Raw genomic sequence first — 26456 nt, forward strand, 5'->3', positions numbered from 1 at the left:
TTCTTTTATTAAAAACTATACAGTTCCTGTAAATACCGTCCGGTTAACAATGCTTCGTCCCAATGTCACCTCATCGGTATACTCTAACTCGTCACCTATAGAAACGCCACGGGCAAGTACACTCAACTTAACACCCATTCTTTCGAGCTTACGGTAGATATAAAAATTGGTCGTATCTCCTTCCATGGTGGTGCTCAGGGCAAGTATAACTTCTTTTATTCCTCCGTCTGCTACACGTTGCACAAGGCTATCTATCTGAAGATCACTGGGGCCTACTCCATCCATAGGCGAGATAACACCTCCCAGCACATGATATAATCCACGGAATTGCTGAGTTCCCTCTACCGCCATTACATCCCGAATATTCTCTACCACACAGATTGTTGAAGCATCACGGGCGGGATTGGCGCAAATCTGGCAGGTATCTGTGTCGGATATATTATGACATACATGGCAATACTTCACCTCGCGTTTCAATGTGATAATTGAGTTTCCAAAAGCTTCAACGGTAGCGCTGTCTTGCCGCAGCAGGTGAAGCACCAGTCTCATAGCAGTCTTTCGTCCTATTCCGGGAAGTTTGGAAAACTCTCCGACTGCCTTTTCAAGCAGCACAGAAGGATATTGTTGGTTCATATATTTCTAACTGAATCTATTATTCAGTGCAAAGATACTTATTATTTGCAGATAGAAAAAGCCCGTCACGTGAATTGCGAAATAAATTGTACCTTTGCGCCCGTTATGAGAATACTTGTCACTATTATATGCTACTTTGCAGTACTGCTACTGATAGCCCGCCTTACCGGAAAAGGAAAAAGAAGCGGTTCGGATGCTGCATTCTTCCGGGGAGAGAACCGGTCACCGTGGTATATCGTCTCTTTCGGGATGATCGGTGCCAGCATATCGGGAGTAACCTTTGTCTCTGTACCCGGTATGGTGCGAAGTATGGACATGACGTATATGCAAACAGTTTTCGGCTTTTTCTTCGGTTATCTGGTGGTAGCACACGTGTTACTTCCATTATATTACCGGCTCAATCTGACAAGTATCTACAGTTATCTCGGCACACGAATCGGACCACGAACTTACCGTACAGGTTCTTTCTTTTTCTTATTGTCCCGTATGTTAGGTACAGCTGCCAAAATGTATCTGGTTTGCCTCATTCTTCATACTTATGTATTCGGTAACATGGGTATACCCTTCTGGATGATTGCTGCCGGATCCGTGGCACTGGTCTGGATATATACGCATAAAAGTGGTATAAAAACGATTGTCTGGACAGATACTTTACAAACCTTCTGCCTGATAGCAGCGTTAATCTGCATCATCTATATCACCATACAAAAGTTGGATTTAGGAGGAAACAGCATAATACAGCTTATCAGCAACAACCCACATAGCCGTATATTCATATTTGATGACTGGATGTCACGACAGAATTTTTTCAAGCAATTCCTGAGTGGCATTTTCATTGTAATTGTGATGACGGGGTTGGATCAAGACATGATGCAGAAAAATCTTTCCTGCAAAAACCTGCGCGAGGCACAAAAGAATATGTATTGTTACGGGTTTTCTTTCATCCCGCTGAATCTCCTGTTTCTTTGCTTGGGGATCCTTCTGTTGACATTGGCAGGACAAATGAACCTTATCCTCCCGGAAGTGAATGACGATATACTTCCGATGTTTGCCACACAAGGATATCTGGGGCAAACAGTACTTGTACTCTTCACAATCGGTATCATTGCAGCGGCGTTCAGTAATTCCGATTCCGCACTGACTGCAATGACTACCAGTGTATGTGTAGACCTTCTTGACACAAATAAAGATATAGAAGAAGTAGCTCGGCAACGACGTGGAAGAGTACACATTATACTATCTGTGATACTCATTTTCTTCATCTGCCTGGTAGAAGCACTCAACAGTAAAAGTGTGATCGATGCTATTTATATCATTGCTTCCTATACGTATGGCCCGCTATTGGGAATGTTTGCTTTCGGACTATTTACACACAGAACCACCCGGGACCGGTGGGTACCGTTTATAGCAGTAGCTTCTCCGCTAATATGCTATGCCCTCGATTGTTTCGCAATGCAGAGGTATGGATATAAGTTCGGGTATGAGTTGCTAATGTTGAACGGAATACTTACTTTTGCAGGGATGTACGCTTTATCTTCAAATGAAATAATTAACAAAGAATATGGAAATATCAAACGCTGAATTTATTGTTAGTAACACGGACGTGAAAAAATGTCCGCCCGGGCATCTTCCTGAATATGCTTTCATAGGGCGCTCCAATGTAGGTAAATCCAGCCTTATTAATATGCTGACCGGCCGGAAGGGGTTGGCTATGACATCAGCTACTCCCGGGAAAACAATGCTCATCAATCACTTCCTAATCAACGATAGCTGGTACATCGTCGATCTTCCGGGTTACGGTTATGCCCGTCGCGGAATGAAAGGTCAGGAACAGATTCGTACCATCATCGAAGACTATATCCTGGAACGTGAACAGATGACAAATCTCTTTTTGCTAATAGACTCCCGCCTGGAGCCACAGAAGATAGATATGGAGTTTATGGAATGGTTGGGTGAAAATGGAATACCATTCTCCATCATATTCACCAAAGCAGATAAGCTGAAAGGCGGACGTTTAAAGATGAATATCAACGCATATATACGCGAACTTCGCAAACAGTGGGAAGAGCTCCCCCCCTATTTCGTATCCTCTTCGGAAGACCGGATGGGACGTACGGAAATATTAGATTATATAGAAAGTATCAACAAAGAAGTTAATTCAAAATAGACAAATTAGAATGAAAAAGTATGTTTTATCGCTGGCAGTCGTGTCGGCCTTATTGCTTGTTACAACGAATGTACAGGCACAATCATGGAAAGATTTATTTAATAAAGACAACATCGAAAAAGTAGTAAATGCCGTAACTGGTAATCAAACGATAGATATGACTGGAACCTGGACATATAGCGGTTCGGCTATTGAGTTCGAATCAGATAACCTGTTACAGAAGGCAGGTGGTGCAGCAGCGGCGGCCGTTGCAGAAAAGAAACTGGACGAGCAGTTGGCAAAAGTCGGTATTAAAGACGGACAGGTCAGCTTTACTTTCAATGCGGACAGTACTTTTACAAGTACAGTAGGAAAACGTACTATGACAGGAACTTATTCATATGATGCTACAGACAAAGTTGTACACCTAAGATACTTCAAGTTGCTGAATATGAATGCAAAGGTAAACTGTACAAGTACCAATATGGATCTGCTGTTCAACTCTGACAAACTATTGAAACTGATTGCATTTATATCAAGTAAAAGTAGTAGTACAACTCTTAAAACAATCAGTTCACTGGCAGATAGCTATGACGGAATGATGCTGGGGTTTGCATTGAAGAAATAAACCATTGACAAACAGAAAAGTGCCGGTTGCATATTAACCAAATGTAACCGGCACTTTTTTATTAGCCAAAATTCATGGAAAGTTGTGTTTCCCGCACAGGGAAGTGCGTTAGGCGATGATTGCTGAATGGAAACACAGGACGAACGCAGACTTTTACTCTTAATCTACTACTCCGAAACGATACACACAATGACTGTAATATTTCTCTCCGGGACGAAGTACTGTAGACGGGAATTGTGGTTTATTAGGGCTATCTGTAAAATGTTGCGTCTCCAGACAAACGGCCGTACGCTTCTGATAAGCAATCCCCTTCTTTCCTACCATTGCACCACGCAATCCGTTTGCCGTATATACCTGCAAACCAGGTTCTGTAGTATAAACCTCCATACTACGTCCGCTTTTTGTATCTATTAGACGAGCTGCCAGCTTTGTATCATCTCCGTTCGTATTCAACACCCAATTATGATCATATCCTTTCACAATATTCAGTTGCATTACATTTTCATTAATACGTTCACCAATTAAATGAGGAGTGGTAAAATCAAAAGGTGTTCCCGCTACCGGCAGGATCTCTCCCGTAACACATTTCAACGAATCATAAGGAGTATACATATCCGCATTGATATAAAGAGACTGATCTTCAACTGTCGTATCAAAATCACCGGAGATATTAAAGAAGGAGTGATGTGACAGATTAATAACAGTAGGTTTATCTGTTTCCGCTTCGTAATGAATATCCAGTTCGTTGTCATTGGTCACCACAAAAATAACATGTACCTGTAAATTACCGGGAAATCCGTTCTCCCCATCCGGAGAAAATAAACTTAATTTCAGTGCATTTTCATCCAGCTGTTCTGCCTGCCATATTTTAGACGCAAACCCCGGATCTCCTCCATGAGCACAATGTTCTCCGGTATTAGGAACAAGATGGTATGTAATAGAATCCAACGTAAAGGTAGAATACATGATTCTACCGATATATCGTCCGATGGTAGCACCAAAGTTCTGTTTCTTAGCAAGATACTCAGCAATAGTAGGATATCCACATACAATGTCCTCCATTTTCCCATTACGATCCGGTACCATTAACGATACGACTCTTCCACCGTAGTTTGTAATACAAACCTCCATTCCATTCTGGTTCTTAAGCACATACAAATTTGTCAATTGTCCGTCTACTTCCGTCTGAAAGTCCCGTACATCCAGACCGGAAAGTGTCATCTCTTTTTCTTTTCTACAAGATGTACACAGCAGTAAAATAAAAGCTATAAAAATGATACTTCTACTATTCATAAGCTATTGTTCGTCTTTTTTTAATACTATTTCGCAAAGATACGGCATTATTTTTAAAAAAAAGCTCTACCTTTGTCATTCATAAACCATAAAAAGGAAATGAATATGAAAAAAATAGCATTATTCGTTGCAATGTTGGTAATAGGAATCAGTTATGCATCTGCTCAAACTGCCGACATTAAGTTTGATAAAACCACTCATGATTTCGGAACATTTTCAGAAAACAATCCGGTTGTATCCTGCGTATTTACTTTCACTAATATCGGTGATGCTCCTTTGGTTATTCATCAGGCTGTAGCATCCTGCGGATGTACGGTGCCCGACTATACAAAAGAACCGATCCTTCCGGGAAAAACAGGAACGATCAAGGTTACTTACAACGGAACAGGTAAATACCCCGGACACTTCAAGAAATCAATAACTCTTCGCACAAATGCTAAAACAGAAATGCTGCGTTTGTATATTGAAGGTAATATGACAGCAAAAGATGCCAAATAAGAAAAAATAGACAACAACAGTAAGGAGAATCTTTCGATTCTCCTTTTTTTTTGCTTTCTTTGATGCATATTTACAGAATACATAATTAAACACATTAAATATTTATATAGAAACTATGAAACAAGAAGAAGACAAATTCACCGGCTTGCCCGAGAATGCGTTCAGAGAATTAAAACCGGGCGAAGTATACAACCCTCTGATGAGTCCCGGTAAAAATTATCCGGAAGTAAACTTCTGGTCAGTCACCTGGGGTATCACCATGGCCATCCTTTTTTCGGCAGCCGCTGCCTACCTGGGACTGAAAGTAGGTCAGGTATTTGAAGCTGCCATTCCTATTGCTATCATTGCAGTAGGTGTTTCCGGCGCGGCAAAACGAAAAAATGCATTAGGAGAAAATGTGATCATCCAGTCTATTGGTGCTTGTTCGGGTGTTATCGTAGCCGGAGCCATCTTTACACTCCCCGCTTTGTACATTCTGCAAGTTAAATATCCGGAGATGACAGTCACCTTCATGCAGGTATTCATCAGTTCGCTGTTGGGTGGTGTATTGGGGATTTTGTTTCTTATCCCTTTCCGCAAATACTTCGTTAGTGATATGCATGGTAAATACCCCTTCCCGGAAGCCACGGCAACCACACAGGTACTCATATCCGGTGAAAAAGGAGGCAGCCAGGCCAGGCCGTTATTGATGGCAGGTATGATCGGTGGTTTATACGATTTTATTGTGGCTACTTTCGGCTGGTGGAATGAAAATTTTACGACCCGTGTATGCAGCGCCGGTGAAATGCTGGCAGAAAAAGCCAAGTTGGTATTCAAAGTAAATACAGGTGCTGCAGTATTAGGTCTGGGGTATATCGTCGGATTGAAATATGCATCTATCATTTGTGCCGGTTCACTGGTGGTATGGTGGGTTATTGTACCAGGTATATCAATGTTTTGGGGAGATAGCGTACTGAATGCATGGAACCCGGAAATCACTAACACCGTAGGTATGATGAGTCCCGAAGAGATATTCAAATACTATGCAAAGAGTATCGGTATCGGTGGTATTGCTATGGCTGGTGTTATCGGTATTATCAAATCATGGAGCATTATCAGGAGTGCTGTAGGGTTGGCTGCCAAAGAGATGGGTGGCAAAGGGAATGTTGAGAAAAACATCATTCGTACGCAACGTGACCTTTCTATGAAGATTATTGCTATCGGTTCTATTATTACACTGATTCTGATTTTCCTGTTCTTCTACTTTGACGTAATGCAAGGTGATCTGATACATACAATAGTAGCTATCGTATTAGTGGCAGGCATCTCTTTCCTGTTTACTACAGTAGCCGCCAATGCAATTGCAATTGTTGGTACCAACCCAGTTTCGGGTATGACACTGATGACGCTTATTCTGGCTTCTGTTGTAATGGTAGCTGTAGGATTGAAAGGCCCTTCGGGTATGGTGGCTGCGTTGGTGATGGGTGGTGTAGTATGTACAGCCTTGTCCATGGCAGGTGGTTTCATTACCGACTTGAAAATTGGTTACTGGCTGGGAAGTACTCCTGCCAAACAGGAGGCATGGAAATTTTTAGGAACAATTGTTTCGGCTGCTACGGTAGGCGGAGTCATGATTATCCTGAATAAAACATATGGTTTCACAAGCGGAGCGCTGGCTGCACCACAGGCAAATGCTATGGCAGCCGTTATCGAACCACTGATGAGTGGTGTAGGTGCACCCTGGTTGCTTTACGGCATCGGTGCGATATTAGCTATCATTCTGACACTCTGTAAGATTCCTGCTCTTGCTTTTGCACTGGGTATGTTCATCCCGTTGGAACTGAATGTACCTTTAGTAGTAGGTGGAGCCATTAACTGGTATGTGACCAGCCGCAGCAAAGACACTTCACTGAACACTGAACGTGGCGAAAAAGGTACGTTACTTGCTTCCGGTTTCATTGCCGGTGGTGCATTAATGGGTGTTGTGAGTGCAGCGATGCGTTTTGGCGGTATCAATCTGGTGAATGATGCGTGGCTGAATAATACCTGGTCGCAGGTACTTGCTCTGGGTGCTTATGCATTGTTGATTCTTTATTTCATTAAAGCTTCGATGAAAGTGAAGTAATATTTCTCAAAGTAACAATATAAAAACTATCTTCATGAAAAACCTGTTAACGGTTGCATGTTTCGTAATACTCCCTCTGAGCTCCACAGCCCAGGGGGATCGTTACAAACAGATAACCGACCCTAATCTAACCAGTATCAATCGTGAAACTCCCCGCAGTACCTTCACATCGTACACCAACGAAAAAGATGCAACGGCAAACAACCGCAAAGACGGTACTCTTCGCCTCTCGTTGAATGGCAAATGGAAATTCAACTATGTAGACAGCTTCTCTACCCGCCCTACTGACTTCATGCTTCCTGAGAAAGATGTAAGTGCCTGGGCAGATATTGAAGTTCCCGGTAACTGGGAGCGACAAGGTTTCGGAATTCCCATCTATGTAAATACCTCTTACGAGTTTTGTTCACCGGGCTATGCCCCCTATTGGGACAAACCCAACCCTCCGTATGTACCGGAAGAATGGAACCCGACAGGTACCTATCGCCGTGATTTTAACCTTCCTGCCAACTGGGATGGAAAAGAGATATTCCTCAGTGCCGACGGAACCAAAGGTGCAGCATTCTACTACCTGAACGGAACATTCATCGGTATGAATAAAGATGCAAAGACTCCTGCCCGGTTCAACATCACGAGACAGGTGAAACCCGGTAAGAATGTGCTTGCCGTACAAATTCACCGCTTTTCGGATGCCAACTATCTGGAGTGCCAGGACTTCTGGCGGCTGAGTGGTTTCGAGAGAGATGTCTATCTCTATGCACAACCCCAGCTTCGTATTTCTGATTTTAAAGTAGAAAGCCCGTTGGATGCCGACTACAATAACGGTATCCTGAAATTTAAAATTAAAATAGCCAATAGTGGCAAGCCGGTTTATCCTTCATATGTTATCTCTTACAAACTTCTTGATAAAGACGGACAACAGGTAGCTACTTCAGACTATGCTGTGAAAGCAATGCCTGCTCCCGGAATCTCTCAGAGCCTGAACGAATTTGTTTTTGATGACAATATCATCAAAAGCCCTAAACAGTGGACAGCCGAAACTCCTGACCTTTACACCCTCGTTATCAGCTTGAAGAAGCCCGAAAGTGGTGAGGTAATGGAAGCAACCAGTGTGAAAGTAGGTTTCCGTACCGTGGAAATGAAAAATAACCAGCTTTGTGTCAATGGTAAACCAATTCTCGTAAAAGGTGTAAATGTACACGAACACAATGAACACACCGGACATTACGTCACTGAAGAGCTGATGTTGAAAGACTTCGAACTCTGGAAGAAGTACAACGTAAACACCGTCCGTACCTGCCACTATCCACAACAAGAACGTTTTTACGAACTATGTGATGAATATGGAATTTATGTAATTGATGAAGCCAATATCGAATCTCACGGAATGGGGTATAACCGCGAAGTAGGTGGTACTTTAGCCAACAACCGTCTATTCATGGATGCACACCTATACCGTACCATCAACATGTACGAACGTGATAAAAACCATCCTTCGGTGATTGTCTGGTCATTGGGAAATGAGGCCGGAAACGGTATTAACTTCTACAAGACTTATAGTGCACTGAAAGAACTCGACAGTCGTCCGGTGCAATACGAACAGGCACATCTGGAATGGAATTCGGATATCTACTGTCCGATGTACACACGGCCTGCCGACATCGAGAAATACGCAAAGGATCCGAAGCATACCCGCCCGCTCATTTTGTGTGAATATGCACATGCTATGGGAAACAGTCTGGGTAACTTCCAGGAGTACTGGGACGTTATAGAGAAGTACCCGCTCTTACAGGGTGGTTGCATCTGGGACTGGGTAGATCAGGGATTTGCAGAGAAAATTGCCGACGGACGTAAATACTGGACCTATGGTGGTGATTACGGTGCTTTTGGTACTCCTTCAGACGGAGATTTCTGTATCAATGGCGTTGTTTATCCGGACCGGACTGTGAAACCGCATACTACGGAAATGGGTAAAGTATATCAGAATATCAAGTTTATCAACTTCAAAAAAGACAAGGGAACAATCGATCTGCGCAATGATTTCAGCTTTACCAATCTGGATAAGTATAATTATCACTACATTATTCGCGATCATGGAAAAGAAATCTATACAGATAAATTCCAGGTCAGCGGGGCACCGGGCGAGACGGTAACCGTACAACTGAAAGGTATCCCACAGGCACAAACCAGTACCGGCGATGTACGTATCGAATTTTATGCTACAGTCCGCATTGCGGAACCATTCCTTCCGGTAGGAACAGTAATAGCCCGTGAACAGAACTACATCTATACTTTCCACAAAGACAAAGTGGCTCAGCAAGAAGTTGCACCCATGAAGGAAACAGATACACAGGTTATCTATTCAGGAAAGAACTTCAAGGCTGTTTTTGATAAGAAGAGTGGTTTGCTCGTCTCCTACCAATACAACGGAGCAGAATACATTCTCAACGGGCAAGGATTACACCCTAACTTCTGGCGTGCACCGATTGACAATGATTATGGTGCAGGACTGGCACGCAAACTGGGAGTATGGAAAGAAGCAAGTTATCAAGATATAATGGCTGCCTCTTTCAATGCCCGTAACGGAGAAGTGACCTGTACTTACCAATTCCCGCAAACTGACGCAACTTGGGATATCACTTACAAAATTTACACAAACGGAGTAATAAAGGTAGATAACCGCTTTGTGGCAGCCAATGAAAAGACTCCGATGATTCCACGTATCGGCCTGCGTATGCAAATGCCGGAAACATTCACCACACTGACTTACTACGGACGCGGACCGGAAGAAAACTATCGTGACCGCCGTACTTCACAGTTCTTTGGTGAATACTCCACTCCTATCAAAAAGATGTACGAACCCTACATTCGCCCACAGGAAAACAATCACCGTACAGATATTTACTGGTGTGCACTTACCAATAAATCCGGTGCAGGATTACTCCTTGTAGCCGACCGTACTTTCGAAATGAACGCCTCAAACTATCCGCTCGAAACCCTTGATAGTGGAGACGATCTACACAACGCGGCCCCACGTACAGCCCAAACGAACCATCGCCATCTCACAGATCCGAAACCGGAAAAGATGGTAGATCTCTTTATTGATTACCGCATGATGGGTGTCGGTGGTGATAATAGCTGGGGAGCACTTGCACACGAGCCTTACCTGATTCGTACCGGTGCACAGAATGCTGTTGAATACGGCTTTACACTGGTTCCTTTCGGCCGTAAAACCGATTTCAGAAACTTAATTTATCAATATTAATAATGAAAACAATCAGTTCATTTTTACTGGCCGCCTGTTTATCAGGTGGCCCGGTTGCAGCGCAACAGGAAACAAATCTTATGCTAACCAATGCTCAGACATTCATCGATACTCCATACACTGCCCACACGCTGGAAATGGATGACGAAGAAGATCTTATTATCAATTGCGACGAAGTAGACTGCACCACTCTTGTAGAATATGTGCTTGCCATGTCTCTCTGCCCCACCCAGGGTAAAGATATGCGTGAGGGTGATTTCGCAGAGAATTTGCAACGCATCCGGTATCGTGACGGAAAGATTGACGGATACACTTCACGTTTACACTACATTGCCGATTGGATAAACAACGGAGTACGTGAAGGAATCATGGAAGATGTAACCGCTGCCAATAGCCCATATACACAGAAATTATCCCTCTCATACATGTCTACTCATCCGCAACAGTATAAACAGCTTGCTAACTCCCCGGCCAATGTCAGTAAAATGGCAGGTTATGAAAAAGCGTTGACAGGACAGGAAGTTCATTGGTTACCCAAAGATGCATTGCCCGTAACGGGACTTTCCTGGATTAAAAACGGAGACATCATCGCCATTACTACAAACACCCCGGGATTGGATGTGGCTCATATGGGGATTGCCATTTATATAAAGGGCAATCTATGTATGCTTCATGCCTCTTCTTCAAAAGGAAAAGTATTAGTAGAAAAACTTGCACTGAGCCGTCTGCTCGACCGTAACAACAGTTGGACAGGAATACGCGTTATCAGAATGAAAAAATAAAAACAACGATGGAAACGACAAAAAGAATGAAAACTATTTATCTTTTACTTATCAGCCTGTTCCTTATGAGTGGCAACATTGCCGCACAGGATTGGGCTAACTTAAAACAATTCCAGAAGGACAACGCTGCACTGGGCACTCCTGCAAAAGGAGAAAAACGTGTCGTATTTATGGGTAACTCCATTACAATCGGATGGCTCCACAACTGCCCGGAGTTTTTCAAAGACCGCCCTTATATCAATCGTGGCATTAGCGGACAGACTACTCCGCAAATGTTGATTCGCTTCCGCCAGGATGTGATTGACTTACAGCCGAAGGTGGTAGTGATACTTGCCGGAACAAACGATATAGCAGGAAATACAGGCCCTTCTACCCTTGAAATGATAGAAAACAATCTGGCTTCTATGGCCCAGCTTGCCAAAGCAAATGGTATCAAAGTAATCCTCTGCTCTGTACTTCCCGCTTTTGATTATCCCTGGCGTCCGGGTATGGAGCCTAATGTGAAGATTCCGGAACTGAACAAATGGATCAAAGCTTACGCAGAAAAGAATAAATTTATTTATCTGGATTACTTCTCTGCAATGGCTGATGATAGAAACGGATTGCCTGCCGATTTGTCAAAAGATGGCGTACATCCCAACAAGAAAGGATATGAAATCATGCAGCCAATGGTTGAAAAGGCTATCGCTAAAGCTCTGAAATAACAAATTCAGGATCGCGTAAGCAGGTTCTTTATTTCAAGTTCAAGGCGTTGCTTCACTTCGGACATTGGGATTTCAGATCCCAGTTCCTGACGCAGTGAAGTAACGCCTTTATCTATAAACCCACAGGGATGTATATAGTTGAAATAACGCAAATCGGTATTTACATTCAATGCCAGTCCATGCATTGTGACATAATGGCTACTCCTCACTCCTATCGCACAAATCTTACGGGCACGGGAAGTATCTCCTTCCAACCACACTCCGGTTGCTTTCTCCAGCCTTCCGGCAGTGATACCATAGGAAGCACAAACACGAATGACGGCTTCTTCCAGTAAATGTACGTATTCTTTCAATCCCAGATCGAACTCTTCAAGATTTAGAATGGGATAGCAAACCAACTGTCCCGGACCATGATAAGTTATGTCTCCACCACGATCAATATGGTAAAGTGTAGCGCCAATCTTTTCTAACTGTGCTTCACTCAAAAGCATATTGTTTTCTTTTCCACTACGCCCCAAAGTATAAACAGAAGGATGTTCGCACAGGATTATGACGTTCTCATACTCTTCTCCGTTTTGTTTGGCACGGACAAGGGTGTCAAAATATTCTGTCTGCCGTTGCCAGGCTTCGGCATATGGGATAAAATTCCAATCAATTACAGTTGTTTTCATAAGGGCAAAGATAAAAGAGAATTATGATTTATGAAGTATGATTTATATTAAAACTCCAATAGAGCAGCACAATGAATTACACTCCATAAATCATAACTCTAAAATCACTTCCTTTTTCCTAAACTCAGTGAATTTAATACTACACTCACACTTGAGAATGCCATAGCAGCACTTGCAAGCATCGGATTCAGTAGTAATCCATTCAATGGGAAGAGTACGCCGGCAGCGATGGGAATACCTATAAGGTTATAGATAAATGCCCAGAACAGGTTCTGATGGATAAGTCTCACTGTCTGCCGGGATAAGTTGAATGCTTTCGGAAGCAACAGTAAATCAGAAGTCATCAGAGTAACCATAGCTACGTCCATTGCAATATCCGTTCCTTTCCCCATGGCTATACTGACATCTGCCAAAGCCAATGCCTGCGAATCATTAATTCCGTCGCCCACCATTGCTACAGTTTTTCCCTGTAATTGCAATTCACGGATAAAGTCTTCTTTGTCATCCGGCAAGGCATCTGCAATAAAACGATCAATACCTAATTTTCCCGCTACCGCCAAAGCCGTACGTTGTCCGTCACCTGTCAGCATACAAATATCAATGCCTTGACGTCTCAGTTCCTTGACAGCTTCGGAAGAGGTAGATTTTATCGCATCCGTAACAGCAATAATAGCCAACAACTGATTCTCACGACCAAAATAAATGATTCCGTTTCCTTCGGACTCATATTGCACAAGCATATCTGCCATTACATCCGTAACAATGGCGTCGAAATCTTTAAGCAACTTGTGGCTACCTACCCAAAACAGATCGCCTTCATAAATCACCTTCACTCCTTTCCCTGTAATACTTTCAAAGCTTTCAAGCGGTGCAGGTTTTACTTTTTCCTCGTCTTGCAGAGAGGTGACAATGGCTCCGGCAAGTGGATGCTCCGATTTCATTTCTGCAGCCAAAAGAACATTCTTGAAACACTCTTCCTGCGTTTGTGCCCATAACCAACCGCTTACAGTAGGATGTCCTTCTGTCAGCGTTCCGGTTTTATCAAGTACCACTACATCAACCTTGCGCATCTGCTCCAGGGCCACAGCATCTTTTATCAGAATGTGCTGACTGGCAGCTTTGCCAATGCCCACCATAAGTGCGGTAGGTGTGGCAAGTCCCAAAGCACACGGACAGGCAATTACCAATACCGAAACGGCAGAAAGCATGGCATATGAGAAGTATTCTGTTCCACCTATTACCAGCCAAAGCACAAAAGTAAGTATGGCAATACCAAGAACCACAGGAACGAAAATTCCCGTTACACGGTCAACGATACGTTGTACGGGGGCCTTACTTCCCTGAGCCTCTTGCACCATACGAATGATACGTGCCAATACCGTCTCACTTCCTACCTGTGAAGCCTTTATTATAAAAGAACCTCGTTGATTGATTGTTCCGGCAAGCACCTTGTCTCCTTGCTTCTTTTCGACAGGGATAGGTTCACCACTTATCATACTTTCGTCTACAAAAGATTCTCCTTCGGCAAGAATCCCATCCACAGGAATTTGTTCACCAGGGCGGACCACCACAAGATCGCCCACCTGTAACTGATCGATCAGAACTTCTTCTTCAATGCCATTACGCACGATACGCGCCACTTTGGGTTGTAACCCCATCAGTTTTTTGATAGCAGTTGAAGTATTACCTTTGGCACGCTCTTCCATTAACTTACCCGTCAATACAAAAGCGATGATAACGACGGAGGCTTCATAATAGACATGTGGTTCCAATCCCCGATCATACCAGAATTCGGGGAAAAAAGTATTGAATGCACTAAACAAAAATGCAATAGAGGTACTCAAAGCGACTAAAGTATCCATATTACTACGCCCCGACTTAGCTTGCTTCCAGGCACCCGTATAGAACGAACCACCAAAAAGTATCATCACCGGAAGTGTAAGTAACAACTGCAACTCATTCGAGTATGGTACATGCATAAAAACCATAGAAAGAAGCAGCATCGGGATAGCAAAAACCCAAGCTCCGATAACTTGCATCTTCAGCTTTCGGTAATGTTGCTGTTGCGCCTCTTCTTTCCGCTCTTCCTTAAGATTACCCTCTTCTATTATAAGGTCATAGCCACCGGACAACACGGCGGCACGAATTTCTCCGGGAGTCAGTTTGTCGGCTTCATATGAGACAGAGAGTGTATTGGTAGCAAGATTGACCGAAGCATCTACAATACCCGGCAACTTGCGAACTGTCTTTTCAACATTATTAGCACATCCTGCACAGTGCATGTTCAGCACAGGAAACGCTTTCTTTGTAATAGTACTCATAATATTATTAATTAGCGATTAGTGAATAATGATGAGTGAGTAGTGATAAGCAATGAGTGATAAGTACCATACGGCATACAGCGTAGCTTGCTAATCACTTATCACTACTTACTCATCCCTATTAAAACAATCTCTCCGGGACGTTTGTTCAATTACTTCTTTTCTGTCTGCTTTGCTTCTTTCACAAACTCAGCTTCATAATTAAACTTCTTAAATCCGGCTTTCAGTTTCTCTACATTTGTCTTGTCAGCGTCATAAGTGATAGAAACGGTTTTCGTTTTCAAGTCTGTAGAAAACTCTTTTACTCCCTTCTCAAACTTGATGTTATCTTTCACTTTTCGTTCACAATTTTCACAATGCATCTGCGATACTTTGAACACTGCCGTACGGATATCTTTCGCCATAACGGCTGTCACACTCAATAAAGCTACTGCCAGAGCAGCTACCATTCTTCTTGTTTTCATAAACTGTTTTTTTTAGTAGTTAAGTAGTCAAAGTAGTTAAGTAGTAAGTAGAGGTAGTTAAAATGTATATGGCAGGATAACGTTAGCGCTCTGCTACTTACTACTTAGCTACTTTGACTACTTAACTACTCTCTTCTATATTCTCGGTAAATTAAAACGAACCCCTATATACGCCTTTGCTCCATGCATTGGCCCCCATATCATGGTCGAATCAAAATTTTCTCCCCATGGATTAGCGGCATCTATAATCGGATTCTTTTGTTTAAAGTTTGTCAGGTTCTCCCCACCCACATAGACAGACCAGCGGCGGAAATAACGCGTTACTTGCGCACTCAGCTGCTCAAAGCTGCCATAGCGCGCCTCCCATGACGGACTACCATCAGCAAGTGTATATGGATTCGGCATCCTTCCCCCACCGTTCAACTGCAACGTTGCATCAAATTGCCACAATCCAAGTGGCGTTTGATAAGAGGCCGTCAAAAGTCCTTTATACTTACTGGTCAGAGGTTTCTCCAATAACTTCCCGTTATAAGTTGTCTTTGCATCCGTCAGACGATAAGCAGCCGTCAGGGTGAACCCCTTGAAAAGCGGATAGTTCGCTTCCAATTGTAGCACCTGTGAGTAAGAACGTCCGTCCAGATTGTAGAATGACACTTCATGGGGGGCTGTATCCATATCCACAACAACCTGTTTCAGGAAATCAGTGTAATAATATTCCGCATTAATATTCAAAGTCTTACCAAATAAAGGAATATAGGTCGAAACACTTGCTCCATAATTCCAAGCTTCTTCCTGATTAAGATGATCGGCTATCTTTACCTTCCTGCTGCTGGCAAGCAGATAATTGTTCTCTGCCAGTACATGATTGGTGCGATAGCCTTTTCCAGCTGAAAGTCGAAAATGGACATACTCATTCGGATTATATTTGATGTGTGCACGGGGAGTTACAAAGAAACCATATTTACTGCTATGATCTCCGCGAAGTCCACCCATGAGCATCAATTTATCATTCAAATTAAATGTGTACTGAATATATGCTCCGGGAACAGATTCTTTTACCAAAGCCTTTGTCAATCTCTGCTCTGCATCATTGGTCAGGCGATAATGCTGATTATATCCATCATAATTGAAACTCAATCCGGTAGAAAGGCTGTGTTGCTTACTGAACTCCGTCTCAAAAAGCAGAGAGGCATACACATTGCTCTGATCCACATCATAGAGTTTAAGACCATAGGTAGCATCCTGATTGTGAATCGTCCCTTGGAGGATAAGGGCAAGATTGGTATTCTTCTCCTTATTAAATATATAAGCATTCTTGGTGAAAGCTTCGTAACGATCCGTCTTAATACCTATTTCATAAAGATCATGTGCCGGTTCTTTCCCATGACTGACCTGCCCGCTGTTACGATGTTCAGATAATCCCTTGATACCTGCCTGAAAGACATAGTGATCGCCCATATACGCCCAACGATTCCACAAATTATACTGCTCTACCCGGGGAATATCGGCAAAGCCATCATCATTTGCATCATGTGCTTTTGTTTCATTTTCATAATGTGCCAGCAGTGAAGTACTCCACCGTTTCGAGAGTTTTATCGTTGCATCAGCATTGGCTTCATAACGGCTTGTACTACTGGCAAACAGATTGGCCGATACCCAGTCCGCCTCCGGGAGCTGAGGTTTCTTGAACTCTACATTGATCTGCCCGGTGATAGACTCATAGCCATTTTTTACCGAAGAACTACCTTTACTTACCTGGATACTCTGCATCCACGGACCGGGTACATATCCCAGACCGTAGGGTGCAGCAGCTCCCCTGTAATTAGGAATATTTTCCGTCATCATCTGTACATACATACCCGAAAGTCCTAATAACTTTATCTGTTTGGCTCCTGTTGCAGCATCCGAATAACTGACATCTACTGAGGGATTAGTAACAAAGCTTTCGCCAAGATTACAACAGGCGGCACGTGTCAGCTCGGCACTACTGATGATATCTTCATTCATCACACTGTTTCGCAATTTCATCGTACCGAGTTTCCGGCTTACAATGTTCACCTCACCTAATTCAACACCTTCGTGAAGAATAATATCAAGTTCCTGATTCTTACTGTTGACATGAATTGTGTCATTCTCAAAACCGATAAAGCTAACAACGAGCATATGGCTTTTGGCCGGTTTGGAAATGGAGAACCTGCCCTCTTCGGTAGTTGTCACACCGTTTGTAGTATTCATCCAAAACACATTGGCACCGGGAATGGGTTCTCCGGTATTGTCTTTTACAATTCCCGTCACCTGTGCCTGTAAAGTATGGAAAGTGAAGAGAGTAAATAATAAAAATATATATTTCATATAAATTAATTCATTTCGTGGTGCAAATTTACAAAATAACCTGTGCAACATGGTTGCATGAAAAGTACATTCTGTATTCGTATATTTACAGGCTTCTTTATATTCTGTTTACCAATATCTTATCTGTATAACATATGAGATAAGGAATCAGAACATCCGGATGTTGTTGTACAAAACACCCGGATGTTTTAGTACACAACATGGGGATGTTTTGCATTCTGAAGCCTAAAGATGCAAACGCAAGGAATAGTGAAAGCAGTACTATGAAACACTACCAACACACATACCTTTCTTATATACTTTTGGCTAAATAAGAAGAGTTGAATAAAGAGTCAGATAGTACCGCGAACTGACAGGATGCGGAGGGACAGCATAAGATACTTCCTGCCATTTATCAGAAGGTGGAAGGCACTGAAAGTCCGGTAATAATTCACAGATAAGTTGTATTACGGGCGCAACAACAGAGGCTTCGCACGAATGTTTCATCAAATCTACTTTATAGATAGTAGCCGTACAACCTTCGTCTTTGCATGATTTATCTGACTGATGGTGAGCTTTATTACATTTAGGGCAACCACTGGTGCAACAAGTCTGCGCAGTTTCGCAACCGGCACAGCAGTAATGAACAACAGAGACTCCTACCCCGGCGTAAATAATCAACAGGGAGAGCATAGCAAGCAGTATGTATCGAAGTCTCTTCATAAATCCGGTACAAAGATAGGGAGATTTAACCGTTTCAGCACATTATTTTTTTCTTTTTTATTCGTTCTATTCGTTAATATGTTCTATATTTGTCGATAGGGAATAACCTAACAAATGTTGAATTTAAAGAAAAAGCCCTTATGAAAAAACAATATGTCAGCCTACTTGCAGTTATACTTGCGGCAAGCGGCTTTTTATTTTCTTGTGGTGACAAGATGAAAAAAGATACCGGTTCGCTGGAATTCGATAGTATACAGGTGAACAAGACGGTACATCTTTTTGGAGATACATCCAAACCAGCCTGTAACCTGCTGATAAACTTTGTCTATCCTTCCAAATCATCTGACGAATTATTGAAAGATACGTTGGATAAATATTTCATTGCTGCTTGTTTCGGCGATAAATACATGGGAGAGAAACCTCAGGAAGTGGTAAAACAATATACAGAAACATACATCAGTGAGTATCGTCGCGATTTGGAACCGATGTATCTGGAAGATGAAAAAGATAAAGAAAATGAATCATCCGTAGGCGCATGGTATTCTTATTACAAAGGAATCGAAAGCCATGTACAGCTCTATGAAAAGAATTTGCTTGTATATCGCATTAACTACAATGAATATACAGGTGGGGCGCATGGCATCTACATGACTACTTATCTTAACTTCGACCTCGGTCTGATGCGTCCGTTACGTCTGGACGATATTTTTGTTGGAGATTATCAGGAGCCACTGACCGATCTTATCTGGAATCAGCTTATGGCAGATAACGGAGCCAAGACACGTGCCGAACTGGAAGATATGGGCTATGGATCAACCGGTGAAATAGCAGCTACAGAAAACTTCTATCTTAACAAAGACGGAGTTACTTTCTACTACAATGTGTACGATATCACTCCCTACGCAATGGGACCGGTTGTAGTATCCCTGCCTTTTCAAATGCTGGAGCATATGTTAGGTAGCAATCCGGTTATTGGTGAACTGAAAAATTAAAAATATAACTCATACATTAAATAAAGCAGTGGAAATCATACTAAAATATTTTCCTGACCTCACGGAAGAACAGCGCAGGCAATTTGCTGCTCTATACGACTTATACATCGACTGGAATGCCAAAATCAATGTCATCTCGCGCAAGGACATCGAAAACTTGTACGAACATCATGTACTGCATTCACTGGGCATTGCCAAAGTGATCCGGTTTCGTCCCGGTACCAGCATTATGGACTTGGGTACGGGCGGCGGTTTCCCGGGTATTCCGTTAGCTATACTTTTTCCTGATGTAAAGTTTCATCTGGTAGACAGTATCGGGAAAAAGGTGCGCGTAGCTACTGAAGTAGCCAATGCCATCGGGCTGAAAAATGTAACCTTCCGCCATGCACGTGCCGAAGAGGAAAAACAGTTATTCGACTTTGTAGTGAGCCGTGCTGTTATGCCGTTGGCAGATTTAGTTAAAATCATCAAAAAGAACATCTCACCCCGGCAACAAAATGTATTGCCGAATGGTTTAATCTGTCTTAAAGGTGGAGAACTTGAACATGAAGCAATGCCGTTTAAGCATAGAACCACCTTACACAGCTTAAATGAAGATTTTAAGGAAGAGTTCTTCCAGACAAAGAAAGTGGTATATGTGACCGTATAAATAGATAGATACGTAACGTCAAATAATCATGAAAATAAAGAGATTTGAATTTAATATGTTTCCCGTAAATTGTTATGTATTATGGGATGAAACAAAAGAAGCAGTCGTCATAGACCCAGGCTGCTTTTATGATGAAGAGAAACAAGCATTGAAAAACTTCATCAACACCAATGGGTTAACAGTGAAACATTTGCTGAATACACACCTGCATCTGGACCACATCTTTGGAAATCCGTTCATGCTGAAAGAATTCGGCCTTTCTGCAGAAGCCAGCCAAGCGGATGAATACTGGATTGAAGAAGCTCCGAAGCAGAGCCGTATGTTTGGTTTCCAACTACAGGAAGCTCCTGTGCCACTGGGAAAATACCTGCATGATGGAGATATAATCACCTTCGGAAATATATCGTTAGAAGCAATTCACGTACCGGGACACTCTCCGGGAAGCCTTGTATATTATTGTAAAGCAGAGAACTGTATGTTCTCCGGAGATGTACTTTTTCAAGGCAGCATCGGACGTGCCGATTTAACGGGAGGTAACTTTGATGAACTGAAAGAACACATCTGTAGCCGTCTGTTCATTCTTCCCAACGAAACTGTGGTTTATCCGGGACACGGAGCACCAACGACCATCGGTATGGAGAAAGCGGAAAATCCATTCTTCCGATAACTGTTTCGCATACGGAGAATCTACGCCAAGCGATTATACAATCCATTTGAGCAACTTAAAAACTAATTAACATGAAAACCGATTCATTCGCCAACCGCCATATAGGTGTCAGCGAAAAAGACATTGAAGTGATGCTCCGCAAGATAGGCATAAGCACTCTTGATGAACTGATTGATAAAACAATACCGGCCAATATCCGGCTCAAAGAACCATTGGCATTGCCTCCGGCTATGACCGAATATGAATTCAGCAAGCACATTGCCGAACTGGCTGGTCAGAATAAATTATTCACCACTTATATCGGAATGGGCTGGTATAATACCATTACCCCTGCCGTAATTCAGAGAAATGTGTTCGAAAACCCTGTATGGTACACCTCTTACACACCTTACCAGGCAGAAGTATCACAAGGACGCCTGGAAGCATTAATGAATTTCCAGACAGCCGTTTGCGATCTTACAGCTATGCCATTAGCTAACTGTTCCTTACTGGACGAAGCCACCGCCGCCGCAGAAGCAGTTACAATGATGTACGGACTGCGCCCACGCGATAAGCAAAAGTCGGGAGCTAATGTTGTATTCGTTGATGAGAATATTTTTCCACAAACGCTGGCTGTGATGAATACACGTGCCATACCGCAAAGCATTGAGCTACGTGTAGGCAAGTATCAGGAATTTGAACCGACTCCGGAAGTATTCGCCTGCATCCTCCAATATCCCAATTCGGACGGAAGTATTGAAGATTATCGCAGTTTCACAGAAAAGGCACACAAGGCTGATTGTAAAGTAGCTGTAGCTGCCGATCTGTTGGGTCTTGCACTCATCGTACCTCCGGGTGAATGGGGAGCAGACATTGTATTCGGTACAACGCAAAGGCTGGGAACACCGATGTTCTATGGTGGTCCTTCAGCAGCCTATTTTGCTACCCGCGACGAATTTAAACGCAACATGCCGGGACGTATCATTGGCTGGTCAAAGGATAAATATGGAAAGATGTGTTATCGCATGGCTTTGCAAACCCGTGAGCAACATATCAAACGTGAAAAAGCTACTTCCAACATCTGTACTGCCCAGGCATTACTGGCTACAATGGCAGGATTCTATGCTGTTTATCATGGTCAACAAGGTATCACGGATATTGCATCACGTATTCACAGTATCAGTGTTTTCCTTGAAAAAGAGATCAGCAAATTGGGATATAAACAGGTGAACAAACATTATTTCGACACGCTCCGTTTCATATTGCCCGACAATGTTTCGGCACCGCAAGTACGTACCATCGCACTCAGCAAAGAGGTGAATCTACGCTATTTCGACAATGGTGACGTTGGTTTCAGCATTGACGAAACCACTGATATTTCTGCTGCCAATATGCTGCTTTCTATCTTCGCTATTGCTGCTGAGAAGGATTATCAGAAGATTACTGAAATCCCCGATGCTGATACATTCTCTAAAGAACTGAAACGCCAGAGTGCATTCCTTACCCACGAAGTATTCAATAAATACCATACGGAAACGGAAATGATGCGTTACATCAAGAGACTGGACCGCAAGGATATCTCGCTTGCCCAATCTATGATTCCACTGGGTTCGTGTACCATGAAGCTGAATGCCGCCGCCGAAATGTTACCACTGAGTCGTCCGGACCTTCTGTGTATGCATCCGTTAGTACCCGAAGACCAGGCTGAGGGGTATCGTAAATTAATAGAAAACCTGAGTGATGAACTGAAAATAATTACCGGATTTGCCGGTGTCAGCTTGCAACCGAACTCCGGTGCAGCAGGTGAATATACAGGCCTTCGTGTGATTCGCAGTTATCTCGAAAGTATCGGTCAGGGACACCGTAATAAGATTCTGATACCCGCATCGGCACATGGAACGAATCCTGCATCGGCTATACAAGCAGGTTTCACCACAATCACTTGTGCTTGCGACGAACATGGCAATGTAGAAATGAATGATCTTCGTGCCAAGGCTGAAGAAAACAAAGAAGAGTTAGCCGCCCTGATGATTACGTACCCGTCTACACATGGCATTTTTGAAACAGAAATCGTAGAGATCTGCGATATCATCCACGCCTGTGGCGCACAAGTGTATATGGACGGTGCAAATATGAATGCTCAGGTAGGACTAACCAATCCAGGCTTTATTGGCGCGGATGTCTGTCATCTGAATCTGCATAAAACCTTTGCATCTCCCCACGGTGGTGGTGGCCCCGGTGTAGGTCCGATTTGTGTAGCCGAACACCTGATACCATTCCTCCCAGGTCACGGATTGTTTGGTAATCCGATAAATGAAGTATCTGCCGCTCCTTTTGGTAGTGCAGGAATACTACCTATCACATACGGTTATATCCGCATGATGGGTACCGAAGGTTTGACTATGGCAACAAAAGCCGCTATCCTCAATGCCAATTATCTTGCTGCCTGCCTGAAAGACACGTATGGCATCGTATATCGCGGAGCTAATGGTTTCGTAGGACACGAAATGATTCTGGAATGCCGCAAAGTACACGAGGAAACAGGAATCAGCGAGAACGACATCGCAAAACGTCTTATGGATTATGGATATCACGCTCCTACTCTCTCCTTCCCTGTTCACGGAACGCTGATGATTGAACCTACAGAAAGTGAAAGTTTGTGGGAACTGGATAATTTTGTAACCGTGATGCAAACGATATGGAAAGAAATCCAGGAAGTGAAAAATGGCGAAGCAAGCGCGGAAGATAACGTACTAATAAATGCTCCGCATCCGGAATATGAGATCGTGAACGACCACTGGGAACACAGCTATACACGTGAAAAAGCTGCCTACCCGATAGAAAGCGTACGTGAAAATAAATTCTGGGTAAATGTGGCACGCGTAGATAATACATTGGGAGACAGAAAACTGTTGCCAACAAGGTACGGTTCGTTTTAGTTGAAAATTGAAAGTTGAAAGTTGAAAATTAGCTGCGCTGTCACGCTGCATAGTAATTTTCAACTTTCAACTTTCAATTTTCAACTAAACAACGGTTATCGTTCCCACCTTTACTCTCTTTTCTTTCATTGGAATAGAAGGATCAGGATATCCTAAGGCTACACAACCGTATACTTTGTGATTTTCGGGGACACCGAGAGAAGTGATAAATTCACGTACTTCGGGGGCATCGCATGTTGTCCCCAGCTGGTTGATCCAGCAAGAACCAATACCCAGAGAACGGGCAGCAAGAAACATATTTTCAATAGCACAGGCACAATCCATACCTGCCCACCATTGTGTCGGTTCATTAGAAACAATTACAAGCGTTGGTGCATGATAATAACAGCAATACGTCTGGTTACATCCGCGCTCCTGCAAATGTTTATCCTCACTTTTGGTAAATGCACCTTTGATACGGGCATTTAATTCTTCGAGTTTCTCTGTATTTTGTATAGCTGTGAAATGCCATGTTTCAAGATGCATACCACTCGGAGCATATGTGGCAGCTTCAAGAATAGTCAGTAAATCTTCTTCAGCTACCTGTTGAGTAGTATAAGCACGTACGCTACGACGTGCTTTGATATTTTCTAATACTTCATTTGTTTTCATGATGAATAGTGTTTTAATTTTTATTTGTTAGAAATAAAATGATGAACTGGTTACACTACAATGTATCATACCTCATCACCTTTTAACCAGCCCAATCTTCACATTCAACTTAAAGTAATATACCCCATTCTCCCGCTCCAGGAAGCCGTACTTATCTTTATCCACAGATCCTTTTTCTAAACGGGTATTCAGATAGAGAAAATCTTCAAATGTCTTTTTCTCCGCTTTATGATAACAAAGCACCTCTCCGTTTCCATCTATCAGCAAAATTCCTTCCACAGCAGAATCCGTCCCGTTATAGATCTTTGCCGGACGCATCCCCAATGCCAGAGCAAGCAGGAACTGCTTCATTTTAAATTCATAAAAACCATGTTTATTGATCAGTTCATCCTTGATTTTCAACGGATTGATTCGTTTTATCTCCTCCGTCAATTCACTGATACGTGTGATACCATCCAAATGCATAATACGTACCATCTCTGCCAGAACACGCGGAAAGTGCAAATCTATCATCAACAGGTTGCAACGAAACACACGGTCTGCCACATCAGAATACTTTAATACACCGCCCAGGCGTTCTATCATCATCATACGCTCTGCCACTTCTGTAGGCGACTCTTCCAATGCATTTATTTTATTCACAGTAGGTACGGCAAACTTAACACCTGTCTGCTCCAATTTCAGATTGGCAGTTCGTCCGCCATCAAGCAAAGGATTCATGGCACTAAGACGTGAACGAACATTGAATCCTGTCAATGGAGCCTCAGGATGCCAGAAGGCAACAGAAAAGTCCGTACGATCATCTGTTTTTGCTTCAAGATCAAAGATACCTGCTTCATCCAGGAACTCTTCTACCCCATCAGGCGAAGTCACATCATTTTCGGATGACGACTTGACTGCATCGAGAATTAATCCGGCCACTGTGGCAAAATCTTCCCGTGGTATTCGCTTATCTACTGTTTCGTTTACAATATGAATTTCCTCTTTCTCAATATAATAGCGACGCGTACCATCATGCTCTTCGCGCTGTACCATTGCTACAGGCCAGCACTGTGTATCGTCTTTTTTTGCTTGCGGCGTACCCAACGAAACCTTTCCGTCTGCCAGCAAACGGAAAAAAGCATACAGTTCACTCCATTCTCTTTTTGTTGCTTCAAATGCCATATTTAATATATTTGTTTTACAGATTAATCATTTCGGGCAGTTCCTGCCAAGGGATCAACGGACGTTGTATCTCTATCTCTTTCTCCACAGGTGGTAATTTCCCAGCACGTGCTATAGCCAGTGGAATACGTGGAGTTATCACAATATACCTCCCTGTCCAGCAGCCATCAAACCAGGCCGGATTACCCCGCTCCCGCTTTATTGGAAAACATTGATTTTCACCCTTACTCCGCATCATAGCCGAACGCCCGGGATCGTTGATCCATACATGAGTATCATTTATACCGCGAAGCACCATCCAATGACGGTGACTACCCGGTTGCATCAACCCATGAGACGAACCGCGATGCCTCACATTTATCAGTACGGGAATACCCTGATCAATATATGCCTTCAGCGCCCGGTAGTCTTTATTCATAAAATGCTCAGCACTCACCATATGTTCATAATACCGTGTCAACGAATCTATTTCAAAAGAATAATAGCCACCCTGTCCTATGGATGTACGCCGCTTGAAAGGAGCACGTTTTTTCAAAAAATAATTTTTCTGATACTCTACAAGCTTTGCTTCGGCTTCTGCTGCCGAACGGCAACTATCTACGGTCATCCCTTTATAATAATCAAATACCATCAATGAGGATGCCAGCGAACAATGCGCATAAGGACATCCGCTGATCTTCTGCGAATACCAGGGTAAAGGAATATCGTTGGGAGCCACTTCCTGAGCCTGAACAGAAGGCAAATGGCTTCCAATCAATAACAAACCGAGATACAGAGCTTTCATTATCACATTTCGTATCATTGTGTGCAAAGATAAGGAAATCTGATAAAACAAATGGTGGACAGAAAAAACTA

General features: G+C 42.9%; 22 protein-coding genes. 12 read left to right on the top strand and 10 right to left on the bottom strand.

Going from position 1 to position 26456, the window contains the following annotated elements:
* Positions 1-15: 15 nt before the first annotated feature.
* Positions 16-633 (bottom strand): recombination mediator RecR, encoded by a 618-nt coding sequence (gene recR / locus K8P02_RS08490; RefSeq protein ID WP_002560508.1) that lies wholly within the window; start codon positions 631-633, stop codon positions 16-18.
* Positions 634-738: 105 nt separating this feature from the next.
* Here recR and K8P02_RS08495 point away from each other — a divergent pair, with 105 nt between their 5' ends.
* From K8P02_RS08495 to K8P02_RS08505, 3 genes are read left to right on the top strand one after another with little or no spacing between them, the layout of a single operon-like run.
* Positions 739-2214, top strand: coding sequence for a sodium:solute symporter (locus K8P02_RS08495; protein WP_025866418.1), 1476 nt, complete (start codon positions 739-741; stop codon positions 2212-2214).
* A complete protein-coding gene (yihA, locus tag K8P02_RS08500) occupies positions 2195-2800 on the top strand; it encodes a ribosome biogenesis GTP-binding protein YihA/YsxC (protein ID WP_025866419.1) in 606 nt (201 codons plus the stop codon). The genes K8P02_RS08495 and yihA overlap by 20 nt, the downstream gene beginning before the upstream one ends.
* 10 nt (positions 2801-2810) lie before the next feature.
* Positions 2811-3407, top strand: a complete 597-nt coding sequence (locus K8P02_RS08505) for a DUF4923 family protein (RefSeq protein WP_007485475.1) — start codon at positions 2811-2813, stop codon at positions 3405-3407.
* Positions 3408-3566: 159 nt separating this feature from the next.
* Here K8P02_RS08505 and K8P02_RS08510 read toward each other — a convergent pair whose 3' ends face one another.
* Positions 3567-4700 (bottom strand): aldose epimerase family protein, encoded by a 1134-nt coding sequence (locus K8P02_RS08510; protein ID WP_007485474.1) that lies wholly within the window; start codon positions 4698-4700, stop codon positions 3567-3569.
* Between the two features lie 105 nt (positions 4701-4805).
* Here K8P02_RS08510 and K8P02_RS08515 point away from each other — a divergent pair, with 105 nt between their 5' ends.
* The 5 genes from K8P02_RS08515 to K8P02_RS08535 all read left to right on the top strand — a co-directional run bounded on the left by K8P02_RS08515 (position 4806) and on the right by K8P02_RS08535 (position 12050).
* The gene (locus K8P02_RS08515; RefSeq protein WP_002560513.1) at positions 4806-5198 is read left to right on the top strand and encodes a DUF1573 domain-containing protein; all 393 of its coding nucleotides are present in this window, start codon (positions 4806-4808) and stop codon (positions 5196-5198) included.
* A 115-nt stretch (positions 5199-5313) separates the two neighbouring features.
* Positions 5314-7302 carry an OPT family oligopeptide transporter gene (locus K8P02_RS08520; protein WP_007485473.1) on the top strand — a complete coding sequence of 663 codons (1989 nt, stop codon included), beginning with the start codon at positions 5314-5316 and terminating at the stop codon, positions 7300-7302.
* A 34-nt stretch (positions 7303-7336) separates the two neighbouring features.
* The gene (locus K8P02_RS08525; RefSeq protein WP_007485472.1) at positions 7337-10564 is read left to right on the top strand and encodes a glycoside hydrolase family 2 TIM barrel-domain containing protein; all 3228 of its coding nucleotides are present in this window, start codon (positions 7337-7339) and stop codon (positions 10562-10564) included.
* A gap of 2 nt (positions 10565-10566) precedes the next feature.
* Complete coding sequence (locus tag K8P02_RS08530; protein WP_007485471.1) at positions 10567-11346, top strand: N-acetylmuramoyl-L-alanine amidase-like domain-containing protein; 780 nt, start codon at positions 10567-10569, stop codon at positions 11344-11346.
* Between the two features lie 8 nt (positions 11347-11354).
* Positions 11355-12050 (top strand): SGNH/GDSL hydrolase family protein, encoded by a 696-nt coding sequence (locus K8P02_RS08535; RefSeq protein ID WP_195659855.1) that lies wholly within the window; start codon positions 11355-11357, stop codon positions 12048-12050.
* A gap of 5 nt (positions 12051-12055) precedes the next feature.
* Here the strand turns inward: K8P02_RS08535 and lipB are convergent, their stop codons facing one another.
* From lipB to K8P02_RS08560, 5 genes are all read right to left on the bottom strand, one after another.
* The gene (gene lipB, locus K8P02_RS08540; RefSeq protein ID WP_007485469.1) at positions 12056-12721 is read right to left on the bottom strand and encodes a lipoyl(octanoyl) transferase LipB; all 666 of its coding nucleotides are present in this window, start codon (positions 12719-12721) and stop codon (positions 12056-12058) included.
* Between the two features lie 104 nt (positions 12722-12825).
* Positions 12826-15042, bottom strand: a complete 2217-nt coding sequence (locus tag K8P02_RS08545) for a heavy metal translocating P-type ATPase (protein WP_025866420.1) — start codon at positions 15040-15042, stop codon at positions 12826-12828.
* Between the two features lie 152 nt (positions 15043-15194).
* On the bottom strand, positions 15195-15506 hold the full coding sequence (locus K8P02_RS08550) for a heavy-metal-associated domain-containing protein (RefSeq protein ID WP_002560520.1): 312 nt from the start codon (positions 15504-15506) through the stop codon (positions 15195-15197).
* A gap of 135 nt (positions 15507-15641) precedes the next feature.
* Positions 15642-17858 carry a TonB-dependent receptor gene (locus tag K8P02_RS08555; RefSeq protein WP_025866421.1) on the bottom strand — a complete coding sequence of 739 codons (2217 nt, stop codon included), beginning with the start codon at positions 17856-17858 and terminating at the stop codon, positions 15642-15644.
* Between the two features lie 306 nt (positions 17859-18164).
* Entirely contained in the window at positions 18165-18560 is a 396-nt protein-coding gene (locus tag K8P02_RS08560) for a thioredoxin domain-containing protein (RefSeq protein WP_025866422.1), read from the bottom strand.
* A gap of 140 nt (positions 18561-18700) precedes the next feature.
* Here K8P02_RS08560 and K8P02_RS08565 point away from each other — a divergent pair, with 140 nt between their 5' ends.
* From K8P02_RS08565 to gcvP, 4 genes are all read left to right on the top strand, one after another.
* A complete protein-coding gene (locus K8P02_RS08565) occupies positions 18701-19552 on the top strand; it encodes a DUF3298 and DUF4163 domain-containing protein (RefSeq protein WP_002560524.1) in 852 nt (283 codons plus the stop codon).
* A gap of 28 nt (positions 19553-19580) precedes the next feature.
* Positions 19581-20201 (top strand): 16S rRNA (guanine(527)-N(7))-methyltransferase RsmG, encoded by a 621-nt coding sequence (rsmG, locus tag K8P02_RS08570; protein WP_025866423.1) that lies wholly within the window; start codon positions 19581-19583, stop codon positions 20199-20201.
* A 28-nt stretch (positions 20202-20229) separates the two neighbouring features.
* Entirely contained in the window at positions 20230-20868 is a 639-nt protein-coding gene (locus K8P02_RS08575; protein ID WP_002560526.1) for an MBL fold metallo-hydrolase, read from the top strand.
* A gap of 71 nt (positions 20869-20939) precedes the next feature.
* Entirely contained in the window at positions 20940-23786 is a 2847-nt protein-coding gene (gene gcvP / locus K8P02_RS08580; protein ID WP_025866424.1) for an aminomethyl-transferring glycine dehydrogenase, read from the top strand.
* Positions 23787-23870: 84 nt separating this feature from the next.
* Here the strand turns inward: gcvP and K8P02_RS08585 are convergent, their stop codons facing one another.
* The 3 genes from K8P02_RS08585 to K8P02_RS08595 all read right to left on the bottom strand — a co-directional run bounded on the left by K8P02_RS08585 (position 23871) and on the right by K8P02_RS08595 (position 26385).
* Positions 23871-24437, bottom strand: a complete 567-nt coding sequence (locus K8P02_RS08585; RefSeq protein ID WP_025866425.1) for a nitroreductase family protein — start codon at positions 24435-24437, stop codon at positions 23871-23873.
* A 75-nt stretch (positions 24438-24512) separates the two neighbouring features.
* Entirely contained in the window at positions 24513-25601 is a 1089-nt protein-coding gene (locus tag K8P02_RS08590) for an HpaII family restriction endonuclease (protein ID WP_025866426.1), read from the bottom strand.
* Between the two features lie 16 nt (positions 25602-25617).
* Entirely contained in the window at positions 25618-26385 is a 768-nt protein-coding gene (locus tag K8P02_RS08595; protein ID WP_223382402.1) for a C39 family peptidase, read from the bottom strand.
* Between the last annotated feature and the right edge of the window lie 71 nt (positions 26386-26456).

Origin of the sequence: Bacteroides nordii (assembly GCF_019930665.1) — a bacterium.
Classification (GTDB): Bacteria; Bacteroidota; Bacteroidia; order Bacteroidales; family Bacteroidaceae; genus Bacteroides; species Bacteroides nordii.

Coding starts and splice junctions, on each gene's coding strand:
- K8P02_RS08495 (WP_025866418.1), top strand. CDS start 739: ATGAGAATACTTGTCACTATTATATGCTACTTTGCAGTACTGCTACTG.
- K8P02_RS08560 (WP_025866422.1), bottom strand. CDS start 18,560: ATGAAGAGACTTCGATACATACTGCTTGCTATGCTCTCCCTGTTGATT.
- K8P02_RS08520 (WP_007485473.1), top strand. CDS start 5,314: ATGAAACAAGAAGAAGACAAATTCACCGGCTTGCCCGAGAATGCGTTC.
- yihA (WP_025866419.1), top strand. CDS start 2,195: ATGGAAATATCAAACGCTGAATTTATTGTTAGTAACACGGACGTGAAA.
- recR (WP_002560508.1), bottom strand. CDS start 633: ATGAACCAACAATATCCTTCTGTGCTGCTTGAAAAGGCAGTCGGAGAG.
- lipB (WP_007485469.1), bottom strand. CDS start 12,721: ATGAAAACAACTGTAATTGATTGGAATTTTATCCCATATGCCGAAGCC.
- K8P02_RS08550 (WP_002560520.1), bottom strand. CDS start 15,506: ATGAAAACAAGAAGAATGGTAGCTGCTCTGGCAGTAGCTTTATTGAGT.
- K8P02_RS08505 (WP_007485475.1), top strand. CDS start 2,811: ATGAAAAAGTATGTTTTATCGCTGGCAGTCGTGTCGGCCTTATTGCTT.
- K8P02_RS08525 (WP_007485472.1), top strand. CDS start 7,337: ATGAAAAACCTGTTAACGGTTGCATGTTTCGTAATACTCCCTCTGAGC.
- K8P02_RS08535 (WP_195659855.1), top strand. CDS start 11,355: ATGGAAACGACAAAAAGAATGAAAACTATTTATCTTTTACTTATCAGC.
- K8P02_RS08585 (WP_025866425.1), bottom strand. CDS start 24,437: ATGAAAACAAATGAAGTATTAGAAAATATCAAAGCACGTCGTAGCGTA.
- K8P02_RS08545 (WP_025866420.1), bottom strand. CDS start 15,042: ATGAGTACTATTACAAAGAAAGCGTTTCCTGTGCTGAACATGCACTGT.
- K8P02_RS08530 (WP_007485471.1), top strand. CDS start 10,567: ATGAAAACAATCAGTTCATTTTTACTGGCCGCCTGTTTATCAGGTGGC.
- K8P02_RS08555 (WP_025866421.1), bottom strand. CDS start 17,858: ATGAAATATATATTTTTATTATTTACTCTCTTCACTTTCCATACTTTA.
- K8P02_RS08590 (WP_025866426.1), bottom strand. CDS start 25,601: ATGGCATTTGAAGCAACAAAAAGAGAATGGAGTGAACTGTATGCTTTT.
- K8P02_RS08595 (WP_223382402.1), bottom strand. CDS start 26,385: ATGAAAGCTCTGTATCTCGGTTTGTTATTGATTGGAAGCCATTTGCCT.
- K8P02_RS08575 (WP_002560526.1), top strand. CDS start 20,230: ATGAAAATAAAGAGATTTGAATTTAATATGTTTCCCGTAAATTGTTAT.
- K8P02_RS08565 (WP_002560524.1), top strand. CDS start 18,701: ATGAAAAAACAATATGTCAGCCTACTTGCAGTTATACTTGCGGCAAGC.
- K8P02_RS08515 (WP_002560513.1), top strand. CDS start 4,806: ATGAAAAAAATAGCATTATTCGTTGCAATGTTGGTAATAGGAATCAGT.
- gcvP (WP_025866424.1), top strand. CDS start 20,940: ATGAAAACCGATTCATTCGCCAACCGCCATATAGGTGTCAGCGAAAAA.
- K8P02_RS08510 (WP_007485474.1), bottom strand. CDS start 4,700: ATGAATAGTAGAAGTATCATTTTTATAGCTTTTATTTTACTGCTGTGT.